Below are 17,380 nucleotides of genomic sequence, written 5' to 3'. Positions count from 1 at the left end.
CAGGGCCAAGCCCCTGAATGGAATGCGGATTTGATAATCCGATGGTGACGGAGCGTAGCGCAGCCTGGTAGCGCACTTGTCTGGGGGACAAGGGGTCGCAGGTTCAAATCCTGCCGTTCCGACCATAATTTCAAAAGCAGCACCGGATCCGACAGCGAGAGACGATGTGCCGCCAGCAGCGGCGCCGCTGCGTTGCGGGAATGCCTCGATCCTTGATATGTCTCTGACGTATGAGATCGCTCCGGCGCGGGTCGACGCGGCCATCCCGAGCGTCCAGATGTCAGCCGTCGTTGCGCCCGCCGATCAGGCGGCCCGCGCGGCCGACTACCCCGCCTTCGGCGGTGAAGGACAGCTTGCCGTTCACATAAACCCGGCCGATGCCGATTGAGCGGCGGAGCGGCTGGTCATAGGTCGCCTGGTCGAGGATCGTCTCCGGATCGAACACCACCAGATCCGCGAAGGCGCCGGCGGCGAGGCTGCCGCGACCGGCCAGCCGGAAGACGCGGGCAGGCAGGCTGGTCATCTTGTGGATGGCGGTCTCGATCGGAAACAGCTTCTCGTCGCGGGCGTAATGCCCGATGACGCGTGGAAACGTCCCCCAGAGGCGCGGATGCGGGTGATGGTCATGCGGCAGGCCGTCCGAGCCGATCATGGCCAGCCGCGAGCTCATCACCCGCCGCACGTCCGCCTCGTCCATCTGGAAATAGATCGCGCCGGCCGGCTGCAACCGTCGCGCGGCTTCGTGGATGTCGACGCCCCATTCGGCGGCGATGTCGATCAGGTCGCGCGCCTGCATCTCCGGGTGGGGCCGCGACCAGGCGATCATGATTCGATAGGTGTCGGTGACCAGGTCGGCGCGCAGATTGGTCGAGCCGGCGGCATAGGGGTAGACGTCGACATTGACCGGATGGCGCGAGGCGGCGGCCTCGATCTTCGGCAGCGTCTGCAGCGTGCGGCCCCAGTTCGATACGCCGGCGCATTTGTGATGTGAGATCACCAGCGGAATGCCGGCGGCGGTCGCCGTCGTCACGGTCTCGTCGATGCTGTCCAGAACGTGCTCGAACTCGTCGCGCATGTGGGTGGCGTAGACGCCGCCATGCTCGGCGAAGCGGCCGGCGATCCGGGTCACCTCGTCGATGTCGGCGGCGGCATTGGTGGGATAGAACAGGCCGGTCGAGAGGCCGATCGCGCCGTTCGCCATGGCCTCGTCGGCATGCGCCTGCATCGCCTCGATCTCGTTCGGCGAGGCCTTGCGCGTGATGTCGCCCATGGTCGCGAGGCGCAGCGCCGAATGGCCGATCAGCGCCGCGACATTGACGGCGGGCACCACTCGGGCGATCGCCGCGGCGTAGTCGGCGAAGCTCGCAAAGGCATAGGCCCGGGCGTCGCCGAGCAGGTTCATGGGTGGCGGCGGGTTGTCCGTGAAGGTGACGGGGGCAAGCGAGATGCCGCAATTTCCAACCACCACCGACGTCACGCCCTGGCTGATCTTGGGGAGCATTTCCGGCGCGTCGAGGACGATGCGGTCGTCGTGCGTGTGGGCGTCGATGAAGCCCGGCGCCAGCGCCAGACCGCCAAGATCCTCCTCGCGTTCACCGGTTCCCGGCGGGATGGTCCCTGCCGGCCCCACGGCGGAGATCCGGTCGCCGGTGATCGCCAGTTCGCCGGGGTAGGGCGCGCCGCCCTTGCCGTCATAGATCCGGGCGTTGCGCAGAACGAGATCGTGTGCGGGGCGCGTCGTCATGGCCTATTCACGCGGTTTGCTGGCCGATGCCAAAGGGGTCGGATCGGTCGAGGGGGTAGGGATGGCGATGCCGATGCTCGCCACCGTGTAGCGGACGCGGCGGAGCGCCTCGCGCCCCTTGCCGCCGAGCTTCACGGCGACACCTGCCGCGATCGTGTCGATGACGGCCATGTGCGCATAGCGCGATGGTGTCGGCAGCAGGACGTTCTCGTCCTCCGCGATGGTGATCGGGATGACGACCGAGGCGGCGGCCGCGAGCGGCGTGTCGGGCCGCGTCAGCGCCACTGTCGTCGCGCCGAACGAGGCGGCGATCTCGACCGCCTCGACGACGGCGCGCGAGCGGCCGCTGTTCGAGATGGCGAAGACGGCATCGCCGGGCTGCAGGGTCGCTGCCGACATGCGCATCTGGTGGCTGTCGGCATAGGCGGAGACGGGGATTCCGAGCCGGAACAGGCGCAGCTTCGCATCCTCTGCCATGGCCGCGGAGCCGCCGCCCTGGCCATAGATGTCGATGCGGCGTGCCTTGGCGAAGGCCGCGATCGCGGCGCCGACGGCGGCTGTGTCGAGCTGATCCAGCGTCTCGCGTACCGTGGTCGCCGCGCGCATCATGATGGTCTGGGCCAGCTGGCCGACGTCGTCGCTGAAGACGCGATCGGAGCGCAGATAGACCGCCGCCACCGTCAGCGTCGTCGCCAGGCCGAGCTTGAATTCGTTGAATGACGCGCAGCCGACAGAGCGGCAGAACCGCGTCACGGTCGGCTGGCTGACGCCGGCCCTGGCGGCCAGGTCGGCGATGGTGAAGCGCGTCGCGGCCTCGAAATCCTGCCGAACCACTTCTGCGACCCGGCGCTCCGCGGGCGAGAGCTCGCCTTCGACGCGCTCGATGCGCGAAACGATGTCGACAGCCGCCGTCGTCATCGGGCTGCTGCGTTTGACCATGCGGCCTCTCCTCGAAACCCGTGCGGCGGAGGCGTCGTGGCCCCGCGCCAGCGTGCCAGTGGCGAAAGTGAATTACACGATTTTTGATAATCGGCAAGCGGATCGGCGTTGCTCCGAATTCGGAGGGCTTGCGTGCCAGATTGTGGAATGGCGTCCAGAACACCCTTCATAATGGCTGAAATTTGCGGGTATTGGTCGGTTTGGATGCATTTTTGATGCCCGCGCTTTAGTGCTTGCAGTGTCCGGAGTTCTGTAACATGATTTCATGAACGAGCTGCTCAGCAAGAGTGGCCGGGGAACATGCCCGACGGATCGAGCCGCAAAAGGCCGCCGACGGATTCAGGGAATGTGGAGGGGCCTAGCGTGAACGCTATCGGAGCTCTTGGTTCGTCACGGGCGGACGTCACTGCCAGGACCAAGATGGTCGTGGAGGGGGCGAGCAAGTTCTATCAGGCGCGCAGCGGTATCGTACACGCGCTCGACGACGTTTCGCTCGAAGTGAAGGAAGGCGAGTTCCTCTGCATCCTCGGTCCGTCCGGCTGCGGCAAGTCCACCCTGCTGTGGTCGATGGCTGGCCTGCACGGACTGAGCGGCGGCCGGATCCGTCTTGGCCAGGAGCCGATCCTGAAGCCCCATCCCGAGATCGCGATGATCTTCCAGGAGGCGAACCTGCTGCCCTGGCGCAATCTCGAAAAGAACATCGAGCTGCCTTTCGAGCTGAAGCGGATCCCGCCGGACAAGGCGCGCATCAAGGCTCTGCTTGAGCGCGTCGGCCTCAAGGGCTTCGAGACGAAGATGCCGCGCGAGCTCTCCGGCGGTATGCAGCAGCGCGCCTCGATCGTGCGCAGCCTGGCGGTCGATCCCTCCGTGCTGCTGATGGATGAGCCCTTCGGCGCGCTCGACGCCTTCACGCGCGACGAGATGAATCTGCTCATCCAGGAAATCTGGATGGAGACGAAGAAGACGATCATCTTCATCACGCACTCCATCGTCGAGGCGCTGTTCCTGGCAGACCGCATCGTCGTGATGTCGGCGCGACCGGGCCGGATCCAGGAGATTGTGGATGTCGACCTCCCGCGCCCGCGCGGCGTCGACGTGCAGTCGACGCCTGAGTTCATCGAACGCGTCAACGCGATCAAGGCGATGATCGACCACCGCAAAGCCTGACGGTCGCAGTCAGAGTTCAAGGATAGTGCAAGTGGACAGCCAACTTCGCGACCAGATTCCGACTTTCGGCGCCAAGCCTGACGCTTCAGGCGGCGCCAGCCTCTCCGGAGGCCTGTCGTCATTGACGTCGGGCGGCGGCCGCAGCGCCTTCGAGACCCTCATCATCATCCTGGTCGCCGTGGTCATCATCGGCGGCACCGAGATTTTGCTCGGCATCTTCCAGGTGCCGCAATACATCATGCCCAAGCCGAGCCAGATCGGCATGGCGCTGATCACCGAATGGAAGTTCATCTGGCCGCATCTCGTCGTGACGATCTGCGAGCTGCTGATCGGCTTCGCCATCGGCGCCTCGATCGGCTTCGTGCTCGCGGCGGTGATCACACAGTTCCCCTTCGCCGAGAAGATTGTCACCCCCTACATCCTGCTGCTGGTGACGACGCCGATGCTGGCGCTCGTGCCCCTGCTGGTGCTGCGCTTCGGCTTTGGCTGGGAGCCGCGCATCATCGCGGTGGCGCTCGCCTCCGGACCGATGGTGATGATCAATTCCGCGACAGGCTTCCGACGCGTCGATCTCGCCAAGATCGCGCTCGCCCGCTCCTTTGGCGCCTCCACGCTGCAGATCTTCACCAAGATCCGCATTCCGATGGCGATGCCGATGATCATCGTCGGCCTGATGGTCGGCTCCATCTTCGGCCTGTTGACCACGGTCGGCGCCGAGATGGTCGGCGGCGCCGAGGGGCTCGGCAACCGCCTCAACTACTATTCGTCGATGATCCGGATGCCGCAATTCTTCGCGGTCATCACGTTGCTCGCGATCATCGGCATCTCGATCTACGTCTTCTTTTTCTGGGTCGGAAAAAAGTGGGCCAATTGGGAAGCCTGAGCCGGCCGTTGCCTGACAGAAACGAGGGAACTGCTATGACGGACATATCGAACATGATGATCAATCGTCGCCGGCTGCTTCAGGTGACGGCGGCAGGCGTGACCATCTCGGCCATCGGCCTTGGCGGCACCGGCTCGGCCGAGGCCGATGAAATCACCGTGCGCTGGGTGTCGCCGCGCGGCACGCTCGAGGTTCTCGACGATTTCGCCTACTGGGTCGCCAAGAAATACGGCTATTTCGGCGATCTGAACACGGTGATCGAGGCTGGTCCGCAGGACGGCACGGCGACGGTCAAGCTCGTCGACCAGAAACAGTCCGATTTCGGCTACCCCTCGCCCGGCATCCTCTCGCTCGGCCTCGAGCAGGGCATGGACCTCGTCTCCGCCTATCACGTCATGGCGGGCGACGTGTTCAACTTCGCTTTCCCGAAGGGCAAGGCCCCGGCGGACCTGAAGGGCCTCGAAGGCAAGACGATCGCGCTTGGCTCCTCCGGCTGGCAGGCGATCACCAATCCGATGCTGGCGGCGGCCGGCGTCGATACCAGCAAGGTCAAGTATGTCGAGGTCAGCGCCTGGGGCCAGGCGCTGGCGCAGGGCCAGGCCGATGCGGCGCTGTCGTGGGAAGGCCTGCGGGCGCAGTGGCGCGGGCAGGGGCTCGATTTCGACTACCTGCTCGGCAAGAACGTCTCGAAGTTCCCGGCCAATTCCTACGTCATCCGCAAGTCCGATCTCGCCGACGCGGCCAAGGTCGCGGCCTATGAGAAGTATCTCCGCGGCTGGGCCATGGGCATGGAGTTCGGCTGGATCAATCCGCGCGCCGCGACCCAGATCACGATGGAGCAGTTCCCCGGCCTGGCGAGCCAGATGGATCCGACGGTGGCGACGGAATCGCTGATGCAGCAGACGGCGCTAATGCATGCGCGCTGGGACGAGCGCAAGGCGTGGGGCTTCCACATCGAGGACAGCTGGCAGGGCTATTTCGACGCGATCGCCGCGATCGGCCAGGTGTCGCAGGTGTTCAAGGCTGCCGACGTAACGACCAACCAGTTCATCGCCGCGGCAAACGATTTCGACCACGCCAAGGTAAAGGCCGACGCCGAGGCGTTTCAGCTTTCGGACGCCTACAAGGCCGTCGACGTCGCCGCGATCCAAGCGGTTCTCTGAATAAAGCGGGGCGTCGGCAGGGTTTGCCGTCGCCCCTCTTCTTTCCGGGGGGGGGAGCAGATGTTCGAATTCGATCATGTCGGGATCACCACGACCGAGCCGCAGCCCAACGAGAACTGGGTCGAGCAGAGCAGGCTCTGGGTGACCAATCCGCGTCATCATCCCGAGCATATCGAGTTCCTGCGCTATGCGCCCGACAGCCAGGTGCCGGAGTTCGTCCGCAACAATCCGCATGTGGCGTATCGGGTGAAGGAAATCGAGCCGCTGCTTGGGGATGCCGAGGTGCTGATCCCGCCCTTCATCGTCGGCGATTTTCTTGAGGTCGTCTTCCTCCGCCGCCACGGCATGGTCTTCGAATACATGCGCTACCTGAAGGACGGCTGGTTCGGCGAGTGAGCCGGCTGTCGCCGGTCGGTCGCTCTGCATCTTCATATGCGTCGATCCCGCCTTCGCCGGATCGACGGGCATCGAAAGGGTTCGCGATGAGTGGTGCCTTTGCGGGCAAGCGGGTGGCGGTGACGGGTGCCGCCGGCGGTATCGGCCAGATGCTCTGTCGCCAGTTCGGCGGCGATGGGGCGACGATCCTGGCGGTCGACAAGAGCCCGGCCGTGCGCTCTTTCGTCGAGACGCTGAAGGGCGAGGGCATCCGGGCCCGCGCGGCCGAGGTGGATATCGGCTCGGCGGATCAGGTCGCCGAGGCGTTCGCCGCGTTTGGCGCTGTCGATATTCTCGTCAACAATGCCGGCTATTCGTCGCATCCGACACTTGCTGCCACGGATCCAGCCGGCTGGCAGTCCGACATGCACGGCAATCTGGGCGGCGCTTATAACTGTGCGTATGCCGTCCTGCCCGGCATGGTGGACCGGCGCTCGGGTGCGATCGTCAATGTCGGATCGGTGAACGCCCTCCATGCGCTCGGCGACCCTGCCTACAGCGCCGCCAAGGCGGGCATGATCGCCATGACCAAGGCGATCGCCATGGAGTATGGCCGCTATCGCGTCCGCGCCAACATCGTGCTGCCGGGAACGGTGCGGACGCCGCTCTGGGAGCAGCGCGCGGCCAAGGACCCGAAGGTGCTGGAGACATTGCAGCGTTGGTATCCGCTCGGTCGCATCGTCGAGCCGGCCGAAGTGGCGCGAGTCATCGTCTTCCTGGCGTCGGACGCGGCCAGCGCCGTCACGGGCACGGTGCTGCCGGTCGATTGCGGCCTCTCCGCCGGCAACATCGTCATGTCGCGCGAGCTGACACTCGAAGATTTCTGAGGGGGAGAGACATGGACAGACTGCGCATCGGCGTCATCGGGCTCGGCTGGTTCGGCGAGATCCACTGCGAGACGATCATCGGTGTTCCCAATCTCGAACTGGCGGCGCTCTGCACGCGCCAGCCGGATCGCCTTGCTGCCATGGGCGCCAAGTTCGGCGTCGCCAAGACCTATGTCGACTACAACGACATGCTTGCCGATCCGGATATCGACGCCGTCTCGATCTGCACCATGTGGGACCAGCACGTCGGCCCTGCCGTAGCTGCGCTGAAGGCGGGAAAGCACGTCTTCCTGGAGAAGCCGATCGCCTCGACCGTCGAGGACGCGCGCACCATCGTTGAGGCGGCGAAGGGCGCGAAGGGCATCCTGTTTGTCGGTCACATCGTGCGCTTCAATCCGCGCTACCGCATGGCCAAACAGGCGATCGACGCCGGCAAGATCGGCAAGATCGTCGCGCTGTCGTCGCGGCGGAACATCCCCGCCGCCTGGACGCCGACCATCCTGAACAAGATCGGCCCGATCGTCGGAGACGCCATCCACGACACCGACGTCATGCTGTGGTTCACAGGCGAGAGGATCGTTTCCGCCTATGCGCAGACCATCTCGGTGCGCAACCTTAGGCATCCCGACATCGGCCAGACGATGTACCGCTTCGCGAGCGGGGCGACGGCGACGCTCGAGACGGTCTGGTGCATGCCGGAGAAGACGCCTTTCGACATAGACGAGCGCATGTCGATCATCGGCACCGAGGGAATCATACACGTCCAGGACACCTTCCCGAACCTTGGCATCGTCTCCAGCGACAAGCTGCATAGCCCGGACACGACCTACTGGCCGGAGTTCAACGGCGTGCGGGGCGGAGCGCTGCGCGACGAGTTTTCCTATTTCGCCAATTGCGCGCTCGCCGGCCAGACGCCGGTCATGGGCGTGCCGGAGGATGCCGCCGCGGCGCTCGAAGCGACGCTGGCTGCCGAGGAATCCGCCCGCACGGGCAATGTCATCAGGATCGAATAGGGGTGAGGAAAATGGCCAAGCAACGCGTACTCGTCGTCGGTCTGGGCAACATGGGCATGAGCCACGCGCTCGCCTATGCGAAGATCGATGGCTACGAACTGGTCGGTCTCTGCACGCGCAACATCGACAAGGTCGAACTGCCGTCGCAGCTCCAGGGCGTGCCGAAGTTCAACAATTTTGAAACCGCGCTGGCCGAGCTGAAGCCGGACGTCGTCTCGATCAATACCATGCCGGACACCCATGCCGATTTCGCCATCAAGGCGATGGAAGCGGGCGCGCATGTCTTCGTCGAGAAGCCGATGGCAATCTCGGCCGAAGACGCCGAGCGCGTCGTCGAAGTCGCCAAGCGGACCAAACGCAAGCTCGTCATCGGCTACATCCTGCGTCAGCATCCGAGCTGGGTGAAGTTCATCGAGATCGCGCGCGAGCTCGGCACGCCGCTTGTCTTCCGCATGAACCTGAACCAGCAGTCGAACGGTGAGACCTGGGAATGGCACAAGCGGCTGATGCAGAGCTTCCCGCCGATCGTCGATTGCGGCGTCCATTATGTCGACGTCATGTGCCAGATGACCTCGGCCAAGCCGGTTCGCGTCCACGCCATTGGCGCGCGCCTGACGGACGAGGTGCCGATCAACAATTACGGCCAGTTGCAGGTGATGTTCGAGGATGGCTCGGTCGGCTGGTACGAGGCCGGCTGGGGGCCGATGGTGTCGGAGCAGGCCTTCTTCGTGAAGGATGTGTTCGGCCCGAAGGGTTCGGCTTCGATCGTCATGGCGGAGAACAACTCGGGCGTGAAGTCGGACGACATCAACGCCCATACCAAGACGAGCCAGATCCTTCGCCACTATGCCGATATGAGCCAGCCGGACGAACGCATCGACGTTTCGGACGAGCCTGACCACAATGCCCTGTGCGAGCGGGAGCAACTCTACCTGCTCAAGGCGATCGAGGAGGATCTCGACCTGACCGATCACATGAATGACGGCGTGAAGAGCCTCAAGATCGTGCTCGCCGCCGACAAGTCGATCCAGACGCAGCAGGTCGTGGCCCTTTAGCTTCCGCCTGTCGCCAGAAAGGTAGTCGGCGGAAATTCAGCGCCGGGCCGGAAGCGGTCCGGCGCCTTTTTTCTATTCGTTTGCCTCTCCTTTGAGCGCATCTACACTCCGGCCCAACCTTGAGTGACCTCGATCACATACCAAATCGGCGGGTCGTTATATGGCTTGAGGGCAGGTCGACAATTTTCTAAACTGAATCATACTTTGGTCAGAATCGCGGATTATAGAACTCATCATGTCGATGGTGATTCATCTTTTTGTTTCGAGGCCGACCGGAAAAATGTGCGATTTTTCCCGGAGCGGCTTCTTGGCGAACTGAATACCGCGCAGTTCTTCCTCTCCGGGTCCAGATCATCGTTTGCGGTTGATGCCTCTTGTGTGGCTCTCGCGGCCGGAGTTTTTGATGTCTGTTTCGTTTAGCCTTCCGATTTCTTCCCGATACGCGTCAGGCGCGCAGCGCACGTCTGTGCGCGCTCGCGGGGCGCGGCGGCCCGGGCTGGTCCAGCGCGGGGCTCGGCACTGATGGACGAATTGATCCTCGAGCGCCCGTCGCGCTGGCGTGAACCTCTCGAAGAAGGCGACGTCTTTCAGCAGTTCGGTGCCTTGCCGTGGCGGCGCAACAAGCATGGCGAGATCCGCGTGCTGCTCGTCACGTCGAGGGAACGCGGACGCTGGCTGTTCCCGAAGGGCTGGCTGGCGCCGGGGCGCTCGGCGCCCGACAGCGCCGCGACCGAAGCGTTTGAGGAAGCGGGAGTCGTGGGTGACATTCACCGCGAGGCGCTCGGGTCCTACAGCTATGCGAAGATCCTGAACGACCAGTCCTCGGTCGATTGCATTGTCACGATGTTTCCGCTGCGGGTGCGTGGAACCCTGCTGGAGTGGCGCGAGCGTTGCGAACGCAAGCGTCGCTGGTGTCATCTCTCCGAAGCCGTCGAGATCGTCTCCGACGAGGGGCTGGGGCGGCTGTTGCGCGAGATCCAGGCGGATGATCGCCTGAAGGCGCTCTGCGGGCGCTAGCTCCCTCGACATCACAGGCTCGCGCTGCTCGCGGCGGCGCGGGTTCGCCTGAGGCTGGCAGGATCACAATCGGTTGTCCGGCGGGAAGCGCTGTTGCCGCGCCTGCGTGCCGAGCACGCTCCAGAGGGCTTCGTGCCCCGCCGCTGGCCCGCTGCACGGCTCGGTTTCGTCCGGCTCGGGCAGGGGTGGCGACACGCCCTGGGTGGTCACGTTTCGGCGAGACGGCCGGAGCGGCGGGACGGCTCCTTGCCGCCCGCGTGGCCACGCCAAACTCCGATCCTGTGCTAGACTGGCGCCGCGACCGCGAGGCGCCTGCCGCGGTCGAGCGGAGATCGATCCATGGTCGATGTGCTTCGTACCCACCGGCAGCTTGACCGGCATGTATCGGCTCGAGCCAGCCTGCCGTCGCAGCAGATCTTCCAGCGTGACTGGAAGATCTATCGGAAGTTCATCGACAACAACTACCTGTTCCATCGCGAGGCCTATGCCTGCCTGCGCAGCGTCCTGGCCCGGGAGATGAGCGGGAAGTCGTTCTCCTTTCTTGACATTGCCTGCGGCGATGCGGGCGCCAGCATCGACGCGCTGCGCGGGGCCGGCATCGTGCACTATGAGGGCATCGACCTCTCTCGCGCCGCGCTGGATATCGCGGATGCCAACCTGTCGGCGCTCGGTTGCCCGTTCGTGCTGAAGGAGGGCGACTTCGCCGAAGTGTTGTCGCAGCGCGAGGAGCCGGTAGATTTCGTCTGGATCGGCCTTTCGCTTCATCATCTGCGCACACCGGAGAAGCGCTCCGTCATGCGCGCCGTTCGGTCCATCATCGGCGAGAATGGGCGCTTCCTGATCTATGAAAATACCAGCCCGGACGGCGAGAACCGGGAGGGCTGGCTGGAGCGGTGGCAGGCGCAGCGTCCGTTCTGGACTGCTTTCGATGCCGCCGAATGGGACGTGACCTGGAACCACGTTTCGGCCGCCGATTTCCCGGAAACGGTATCGGGGTGGCGAAGCCTGGCGGAGGAGGCCGGCTTCGAACGGGCGCGAGAATTGTTCGTCGCGCCGAGTGACCTGTTCCGCCTCTACTCGTTCGAGTGATGCCGTTCAGCCGGCACGGGGCAGGGCGACCGGCCCGAAGATTAGGGGTGACGGGGCGGCGGGCCGCATCCGCGCCATGCGCTGCGTCTTCCATTCGAGCGCATAGAGCCCCCAGAGCAGGCCGTAGATCAGGAAGACGTGCCGCCAGTGATCGTTGTCGATCACGTTGTGGATCATCAGATGGCCGAGATAGACGGCGTAGACGCTCTGCACGAATGGTGTCCAGGGGCGGTTCCTGAAGACCAGCGGCGTGGCGATCACCAGCGTCCAGATGACGAGGACGATGTAGGAGAAGCCGCCGAGCCAGCCATAGGCGGTGAAGCCCTTCAGCCACATGTTGTGCTCGTCCTCGCCCATCATCTTGCCGAACTCGAACGGGCCGAGTCCGAACGGAAGCTCCTGCACCATGAAGAAGCCGATGATGTGCCGCTCGAACCGGCCGAGGCGGCCGCCGTCATATTCCTGCACCAGCTTGAAGCGTTGGGCGAAGAGATCCTGCACGACGGGAATGGACAGGAGCAGCGCCAGCAGCAACGCCGTGATCAGGAGGCCACCGAGGATATAGGCGAGCATCCGTAGCCGGTGGCTCTGGCGCGGCTCGGTCAGGAAAGCGAGCAGCGTCACCAGCAGGAGCGCGAAGATGGCGAGGCCCCAGGCGGCGCGCGAGAAGGACAGGAAGATGCCGGCCAGCAGGACCAGTATGCCGGCCATGCGCCAGAACGAACGGCTGAGGCGGTCCGTCAACACCGCTCGGGTCAGCACCACCAGCGGCAACACCAGAAATGGGCCGAAGACGTTCGGATCCTTGAATGTGCCCTTGGCGCGGTCATAAAGGGTGAAGAGGCTCGCATAGGGCATCTTGCCGAAATAGGCGAGGATGCCGATCAGCGCGCAGATCACGGCGGCGGCAATGTAGCTACGCTCGATCACCTTGAGCCGACGCTCGGTATCGACCTGGATGACGGCGGCGAAGAAGATCGACGAGATGATGAGGAAACCCGTCGTCGCCATGTAGACGACCGGCTTCTGGAAAGCCTGCAACTGCGTGAAGGAAAGCAGGCCGCCGGCCATGTAGGCCAGCATCAGCGCGATCATTGGCAGCATGGGCCGGCTCAGCTTCAGGCCGGCGAAGGCCCAGATCGCGACGACGAGGCACAGCAGCAGGTCCGACGGCGCCGGCTCGAAAAGCACGAAGCCGCTCAGGAAGACCAGAACCGCGATGGTCGCGTTGGCAACCAAGCGGGCCGGGATCGCCAGGGGCCTCGTCACGACGCGCATCAATAGGCGTTTTCGGAGTTGATCAGCGAGAACGGCGTCATCATCAGGATGTAGAGGTCGAAGGGCACTGACCAGCGCTCGATATATTGCAGGTCGAATTCGACGCGGCGGCGGATCTTCTCCGGCGTGTCGACTTCGCCGCGCCAGCCATTGATCTGGGCCCAGCCCGTGACGCCCGGCTTCACCTTGTGGCGGGCGAAATAGCCGTCGACGACCTCGTCCCAGAGCCGGTCCTCTGTGTGGGCGTTGACCGCATGCGGCCGCGGGCCGACCAGCGAGAGTTCGCCGCGCAGCACGTTCACCAGCTGCGGCAGCTCGTCGAGCGAGGTGCGGCGGATGAAGCGGCCGATCCGGGTAACGAGGGCATCGCCCTTGGTGACGGCGACCTTTGCCGCCGGGTCGCTCATGTGGTGATACATCGAGCGGAACTTGAAGACCTCGATGACCTCGTTGTTGAAGCCGTAGCGCTTCTGGCGGAACAGCACGGGCCCCGGGCTGTCGAGCCGGATGGCGATGGCCGTGAGCAGCATAACCGGCGACAGAACGATGAGGGCGAGAGTCGCGATGACGATGTCGAAGGTCCGCTTCAGAAGCGAATCCCAGCCGGCGATCGGCCGATCGAACAGGTCGACCAGCGGCACCGGGCCGACATACGAATAGGAGCGCGGGGTGAAGCGGAGCTTGCTGCCAAGCGCCGAGATGCGGATATCGACCGGCAGCACCCAAAGCCGCTTCAAGAGCTGAAGCACGCGGTTCTCGGCGCTCATCGGCAGCGCGACGATCAGGAGGTCGATGCGGGCGAGTCGTGCGAATTCGACGAGCTCTGCCACGGTGCCGAGCTTGGGGACGCCGGCGACTTCGTCGGGCGAGCGATCGCCGCCACGATCGTCGAACAGGCCGCAGATACGGACATCGGCGCGGCCCTGGTCGCCGAGCGCCTCGAGCAGCTCGGCTGCCAGCTCGCCGCCACCGACGATCACCGCGCGGCGTTCCAGCCGGCCTTGTCCGGTCCAGCGATGGACGAGCGCGGCGATCGTGACGCGCTCGAGGATGAAGAAGGTCGCGCCCACAAGGAACATGATGCCGAGCCAGGCACGGCGCCCATCGCTCTGGAGCTCGAAGAAGAAGCTGCCGGCGGCAACGATGGCAATGGTCAGCGCCCAGCCGATCAGGATGCGCGACAGCACCGGTAGATAGTCGCGGAGTGCCCCAATGCTGTAGCCGCCGATTGAACGGATGCCGAAGATGGCGATCAATGGTGCAGCGACGACGAGCAGGAGTTCGCTCAGGCCGGGCACGGCCGCCGAAGATGCGCTCGGCCAGAAGGCAAGGCCGATGAGAATGAGCGCGATCGCCTCGATCGCCTGGACCGCGCCGGCAAGCAGGCGTGGCGATATGGCTTCCTTCGATAGCGCCGCGGCGACCTCGCGCGCATGCTGGTTCAGCGAGGCACGGTGCGGCGACGCTTCGAGGCTTTGATTGGGATCGATCGTCATGGCCTGATGGAAACCGACAATATCCCAACAGTTTAGGCCGCGAGCGCTAACAAACCTTTGCCGCCCCGTCTCGCCCGGGGAAATGAAGCCACATGGACGGCATTGTCCGCTACAGTGAGTGGCGGCGAAGGATTGAGGAGGCAGGAGAGCGCATTGCTGGAGAGGGATTTCGGCGTTGCGGCGCCGGCCGATGGTGCTGGTGTCTACCGTGAGTATCTCCCTCCGGCGGCGCTTGGCGCGCATTTTCAGTGTGTCTGGCTGCACCGCGCGGCGCAGGATCATTCCGGGCCGGTCGAGGTGGTTCCCGACGGCTGCGTCGATATGATCTGGCGGGAGGGCCGCCTCCATGTCGCGGGGCCGGACATCACGACGGCCCGGCCCATCCTGAAGGCCGGGGCGGTCGTCCTCGGCGCGCGCTTCCGCGCCGGCGCGGCTTCGGGCTGGCTCGGCCTGCCGATGAGCGAGATCGTTGGACGCGCCGTCGACATGGCCGATCTCTGGGACGCGCGCTCGGTCGCCGATATCAACGATCGGGTCGGCGACGCCGCATCGCCCGTGGCTCAGGCGCGCCGGCTTTTGCGGGCGCTGGCCGAGCGGGCACCTTCCCAGCCGGACCCGGAGCCAGCCGCGGCGCGCATGTTCGCCTGGTTGCGTCGCGGGCTCGGCAGCGCCGAGCCGGTCGCAACGTTGCGCCGGCGTCTCGATATGAGCGAGCGCACCTTGCTACGCCGCAGCCGCCAGCACTTTGGCTACGGGCCGAAGACGCCCGACCGCATCCTGCGGTTCCAGCGCTTTCAGGCGGCGGCGCGCTGTGCCGACTGCGCCAGCCTGGCCGAGATGGCGGCGGAGGTCGGATATGCCGACCAGGCCCATCTCGGGCGGGAGATCCAGGCCCTCTGCGGCATGTCCGCCGCGACCTATGTGCGCCAGCTCGGCGGTTGATTGGCCGATTTGTTCAAGACGCCGTCATGACGTTTCGCCAGCATGGTTCCCACTTTTCCTCGACTTCAGGAGCATGAAACATGGGTACGCGCGGCAAAGACCGGCAGATCGACAACATCGAGTTCAACGTCAGCGACATCGCTCGCTCAAAGGCTTTCTATGGCAGCGTGTTCGGCTGGACCTTCACGGACTATGGTCCGGACTATTGCGAGTTCACGGATGGCCGCCTGACCGGAGGTTTCACGACCGGCTCCGTTCGTCCGGGTGGCCCCCTGGTCATTCTCTATGCCGACGATCTTGCCGCGACGCAGAAGCGTCTGGAGGCCGTTGGCGCGCCGATTACGACGCCGACCTTCGACTTTCCCGGCGGTAGCCGGTTCCATTTCACCGATCCGGACGGCTATGAACTTGCCGTGTGGATGGCGCGTTAGAGCGTTTTCGAGCGAAGTGGATCCCGGGTCGCGTGAAGAAAACGCGACCAAGCTCTCGTCGAACTCAGAGGATCGGCCGGGGCTTGTGGATCGGCTCGACGCCGTCCTCGCGGCAATCGCGATAGAGCGCGCCGACCACATTCGTCATGTGGCGGATCGAGAAACGCGGGTGGACGAGGTGCTGCAGGCGCAGCGCCTCCTCCGCGGCGCGCGCCGGATCGTCGAGCAGGTCACCCATGGCATCGGCCAGCGCCCCCGCGTCGCCCGGGGCAACCAGGCGGCCTTGCTCGGAAGCAAAGATCTCCGGGATGCCGCCGACCCGCGTGGCGATGATCGGGCGTGCCGCCGCGGCGGCTTCCAGCACGACATAGGGCATCGATTCGGCTCGTGACGGCACGACGACCATCCGCGCCATGCCGAAGGCGGTGCGGGTTGCCATGGCCGGGTGGAAGCGGGTGGTCGCCTCCAGGCCGAGCCGGCGCACCAGCGCCTCGTAACTCTCCTTGTCGGGACCGTCGCCGACGATTTCGGCTGAAGGCGCGACGCCGCGCCGGTCGCGCAGGCGGGCGAGGGCATGGATGAAGACATCGGTGCCCTTCAGGTCGCGCATCATGCCGATATAGAGGAAATCGGCCGGGTTCGGGACGGCGACGACCGGCTCGAACTCCTCTTCGCGGATACCGTTCGGCACGATCCGCCACGGCTTGCGCGGCGCGCCGACCTTCTGAGCATAGGCCTGCGCCTCGTAGTGGCTGACGAAGACGAGTGCGTCGGTCATCGTCTCCAGGAAGTGCTCGATGCGAAAGAACAGCCGCCCCGAGCGCGTCCCAGAGTCATAGTGCAGGCTTCCGCCATGCGGACAGTAGATGCGAGCCACGCTGGAACCAAAGACCCGCAAGAGCGTGCCGATACCGCGCCCATACACGCCGCCCTTGGCGCCATGCGTATGGATGATATCGGGATCGAGAGCCCTGATGCGGCGGAACAGCCGCAGGAAGGCGAGAAGGTCGGATGGCGACACCTGCCGTTGCATCGGCGTGCGGTGCAGCCCGAGTTCGAGATGCGGCAACAGCGCCTGGATCAACTCTTCTTCCCGCGCGCCGCCCGTGGAGGAATCGCAGACGATGCCGACGCTGTGTCCTTCGGCCGCCTGCGCCTCCGCGAGGTCGCGAACATGTCGGAAGATGCCGCCGACGGGTGACCGGAAGCAGTGAACGATCCTGAACTTGGCGCCTTTGCGCGCGTGAGGTTCGTCCAGCTGCTCGGTCATTTGGGTCAGAAGAAGCGCTCGCGCACGTTGACGGTATCGCCGGGATAGATCGGCTGCGTCGGCAATAGCCGAACAGTCGTGACTTTTCCGTTCACCTGGCGAGTGACGTCGACGTCGGCACGCTGGGCGCGTGGCGTGAAGCCACCGGCGATGGCGACGGCCGTCTGCGCGGTCATGCCGTTGACATAAGGATACTGCCCGGCGCTTGCGACCTCGCCCATGATGAAGAACGGGCGGTAGCGATCGACCTCGACCGAAACGTCGGGATTGCGCACGAAACCCTTGCGCAGCTTGGCGGCGATGTCGCCTTCCATTTCCTGGGTGCTGCGGCCGCGGGCAGCCACCGCGCCGATCAGCGGCATCGAGATGTAGCCGGCCTGGTCGATGGTGTAGCTGTTCGTCAGGTCCGCCTGGCCAAACACGATGACGCGCAGGCGATCGCCGCTGTCGAGGCGATAGGGGGCGATCAGCGCCTTGTAGGTCGCGGGGTCCTGCGGCGGATAGGCGGTGGCGCAGCCACCGAGCAGGGCAGCGCCGATAAGCGTCGCGACAATAAGGAAGAATCGCATCAGGGCAGCGTCCGGCTCGCGAGTGAATCGATAGGCTGGACTGTCAGTCGCGCATGGTTAAT

17 protein-coding genes and 1 tRNA gene are annotated in these 17,380 nt (G+C 64.9%); 12 read left to right on the top strand and 6 right to left on the bottom strand.

Annotated elements, in window-relative coordinates; translation table 11 throughout:
• Window positions 1-48 precede the first annotated feature (48 nt).
• Window positions 49-125: transfer RNA gene (locus tag WFK98_RS08740), tRNA-Pro, on the top strand.
• A gap of 155 nt (window positions 126-280) precedes the next feature.
• On the opposite strand, the gene WFK98_RS08735 is transcribed toward WFK98_RS08740, so the two are convergent.
• Entirely contained in the window at window positions 281-1,744 is a 1,464-nt protein-coding gene (locus WFK98_RS08735) for an N-acyl-D-amino-acid deacylase family protein (protein WP_336799956.1), read from the bottom strand.
• A gap of 3 nt (window positions 1,745-1,747) precedes the next feature.
• Window positions 1,748-2,683, bottom strand: coding sequence for a MurR/RpiR family transcriptional regulator (locus tag WFK98_RS08730; protein WP_336799955.1), 936 nt, complete (start codon window positions 2,681-2,683; stop codon window positions 1,748-1,750).
• A gap of 363 nt (window positions 2,684-3,046) precedes the next feature.
• Here WFK98_RS08730 and WFK98_RS08725 point away from each other — a divergent pair, with 363 nt between their 5' ends.
• The 9 genes from WFK98_RS08725 to WFK98_RS08685 all read left to right on the top strand — a co-directional run bounded on the left by WFK98_RS08725 (window position 3,047) and on the right by WFK98_RS08685 (window position 11,332).
• Entirely contained in the window at window positions 3,047-3,850 is an 804-nt protein-coding gene (locus WFK98_RS08725) for an ABC transporter ATP-binding protein (RefSeq protein WP_336799954.1), read from the top strand.
• 31 nt (window positions 3,851-3,881) lie between these two features.
• Window positions 3,882-4,733, top strand: a complete 852-nt coding sequence (locus tag WFK98_RS08720; protein WP_442907390.1) for an ABC transporter permease — start codon at window positions 3,882-3,884, stop codon at window positions 4,731-4,733.
• Window positions 4,734-4,768: 35 nt separating this feature from the next.
• The gene (locus tag WFK98_RS08715; protein ID WP_336799953.1) at window positions 4,769-5,896 is read left to right on the top strand and encodes an ABC transporter substrate-binding protein; all 1,128 of its coding nucleotides are present in this window, start codon (window positions 4,769-4,771) and stop codon (window positions 5,894-5,896) included.
• Between the two features lie 60 nt (window positions 5,897-5,956).
• A complete protein-coding gene (locus WFK98_RS08710; protein ID WP_336799952.1) occupies window positions 5,957-6,292 on the top strand; it encodes a hypothetical protein in 336 nt (111 codons plus the stop codon).
• A gap of 86 nt (window positions 6,293-6,378) precedes the next feature.
• Window positions 6,379-7,158 carry an SDR family oxidoreductase gene (locus tag WFK98_RS08705; protein ID WP_336799951.1) on the top strand — a complete coding sequence of 260 codons (780 nt, stop codon included), beginning with the start codon at window positions 6,379-6,381 and terminating at the stop codon, window positions 7,156-7,158.
• Window positions 7,159-7,169: 11 nt separating this feature from the next.
• Complete coding sequence (locus WFK98_RS08700; protein WP_336799950.1) at window positions 7,170-8,171, top strand: Gfo/Idh/MocA family protein; 1,002 nt, start codon at window positions 7,170-7,172, stop codon at window positions 8,169-8,171.
• 11 nt (window positions 8,172-8,182) lie between these two features.
• Window positions 8,183-9,226, top strand: coding sequence for a Gfo/Idh/MocA family protein (locus tag WFK98_RS08695; protein WP_336799949.1), 1,044 nt, complete (start codon window positions 8,183-8,185; stop codon window positions 9,224-9,226).
• 522 nt (window positions 9,227-9,748) lie between these two features.
• A complete protein-coding gene (locus WFK98_RS08690; RefSeq protein ID WP_266337614.1) occupies window positions 9,749-10,243 on the top strand; it encodes an NUDIX hydrolase in 495 nt (164 codons plus the stop codon).
• Between the two features lie 339 nt (window positions 10,244-10,582).
• Window positions 10,583-11,332: a class I SAM-dependent methyltransferase gene (locus WFK98_RS08685; RefSeq protein WP_336799948.1), complete on the top strand. Its 750-nt coding sequence runs from the start codon at window positions 10,583-10,585 to the stop codon at window positions 11,330-11,332.
• Window positions 11,333-11,338: 6 nt separating this feature from the next.
• Here WFK98_RS08685 and WFK98_RS08680 read toward each other — a convergent pair whose 3' ends face one another.
• Window positions 11,339-12,601, bottom strand: coding sequence for a hypothetical protein (locus tag WFK98_RS08680; RefSeq protein ID WP_336799947.1), 1,263 nt, complete (start codon window positions 12,599-12,601; stop codon window positions 11,339-11,341).
• An 8-nt stretch (window positions 12,602-12,609) separates the two neighbouring features.
• Complete coding sequence (locus tag WFK98_RS08675; RefSeq protein WP_336799946.1) at window positions 12,610-14,106, bottom strand: undecaprenyl-phosphate glucose phosphotransferase; 1,497 nt, start codon at window positions 14,104-14,106, stop codon at window positions 12,610-12,612.
• 153 nt (window positions 14,107-14,259) lie between these two features.
• Between WFK98_RS08675 and WFK98_RS08670 the strand changes: the two genes are divergently transcribed.
• Together WFK98_RS08670 and WFK98_RS08665 are read left to right on the top strand one after the other, a co-directional pair.
• Window positions 14,260-15,048, top strand: a complete 789-nt coding sequence (locus tag WFK98_RS08670) for an AraC family transcriptional regulator (protein ID WP_336799945.1) — start codon at window positions 14,260-14,262, stop codon at window positions 15,046-15,048.
• 80 nt (window positions 15,049-15,128) lie between these two features.
• Window positions 15,129-15,479: a VOC family protein gene (locus WFK98_RS08665; RefSeq protein WP_336799944.1), complete on the top strand. Its 351-nt coding sequence runs from the start codon at window positions 15,129-15,131 to the stop codon at window positions 15,477-15,479.
• 64 nt (window positions 15,480-15,543) lie between these two features.
• Here the strand turns inward: WFK98_RS08665 and WFK98_RS08660 are convergent, their stop codons facing one another.
• A complete protein-coding gene (locus tag WFK98_RS08660; protein WP_336799943.1) occupies window positions 15,544-16,749 on the bottom strand; it encodes a glycosyltransferase family 4 protein in 1,206 nt (401 codons plus the stop codon).
• Window positions 16,750-16,754: 5 nt separating this feature from the next.
• A complete protein-coding gene (locus tag WFK98_RS08655; RefSeq protein WP_336799942.1) occupies window positions 16,755-17,318 on the bottom strand; it encodes a polysaccharide biosynthesis/export family protein in 564 nt (187 codons plus the stop codon).
• Window positions 17,319-17,380: the final 62 nt, after the last annotated feature.

Source organism: Kaistia sp. MMO-174 (genome assembly GCF_037147815.1).
Classification (GTDB): Bacteria; Pseudomonadota; Alphaproteobacteria; order Rhizobiales; family Kaistiaceae; genus Kaistia; species Kaistia nematophila.
The sequence above is the reverse complement of the archived record's forward strand: the minus strand, read 5'-3'. Positions and strand labels throughout refer to the sequence as shown.

Bases quoted from the DNA above. Each gene is read 5' to 3' on its own strand.
- WFK98_RS08735 (WP_336799956.1), bottom strand. From the start codon at position 1,744: ATGACGACGCGCCCCGCACACGATCTCGTTCTGCGCAACGCCCGGATC.
- WFK98_RS08730 (WP_336799955.1), bottom strand. From the start codon at position 2,683: ATGGTCAAACGCAGCAGCCCGATGACGACGGCGGCTGTCGACATCGTT.
- WFK98_RS08715 (WP_336799953.1), top strand. From the start codon at position 4,769: ATGACGGACATATCGAACATGATGATCAATCGTCGCCGGCTGCTTCAG.
- WFK98_RS08710 (WP_336799952.1), top strand. From the start codon at position 5,957: ATGTTCGAATTCGATCATGTCGGGATCACCACGACCGAGCCGCAGCCC.
- WFK98_RS08705 (WP_336799951.1), top strand. From the start codon at position 6,379: ATGAGTGGTGCCTTTGCGGGCAAGCGGGTGGCGGTGACGGGTGCCGCC.
- WFK98_RS08700 (WP_336799950.1), top strand. From the start codon at position 7,170: ATGGACAGACTGCGCATCGGCGTCATCGGGCTCGGCTGGTTCGGCGAG.
- WFK98_RS08695 (WP_336799949.1), top strand. From the start codon at position 8,183: ATGGCCAAGCAACGCGTACTCGTCGTCGGTCTGGGCAACATGGGCATG.
- WFK98_RS08690 (WP_266337614.1), top strand. From the start codon at position 9,749: ATGGACGAATTGATCCTCGAGCGCCCGTCGCGCTGGCGTGAACCTCTC.
- WFK98_RS08685 (WP_336799948.1), top strand. From the start codon at position 10,583: ATGGTCGATGTGCTTCGTACCCACCGGCAGCTTGACCGGCATGTATCG.
- WFK98_RS08675 (WP_336799946.1), bottom strand. From the start codon at position 14,106: ATGACGATCGATCCCAATCAAAGCCTCGAAGCGTCGCCGCACCGTGCC.
- WFK98_RS08665 (WP_336799944.1), top strand. From the start codon at position 15,129: ATGGGTACGCGCGGCAAAGACCGGCAGATCGACAACATCGAGTTCAAC.
- WFK98_RS08660 (WP_336799943.1), bottom strand. From the start codon at position 16,749: ATGACCGAGCAGCTGGACGAACCTCACGCGCGCAAAGGCGCCAAGTTC.
- WFK98_RS08655 (WP_336799942.1), bottom strand. From the start codon at position 17,318: ATGCGATTCTTCCTTATTGTCGCGACGCTTATCGGCGCTGCCCTGCTC.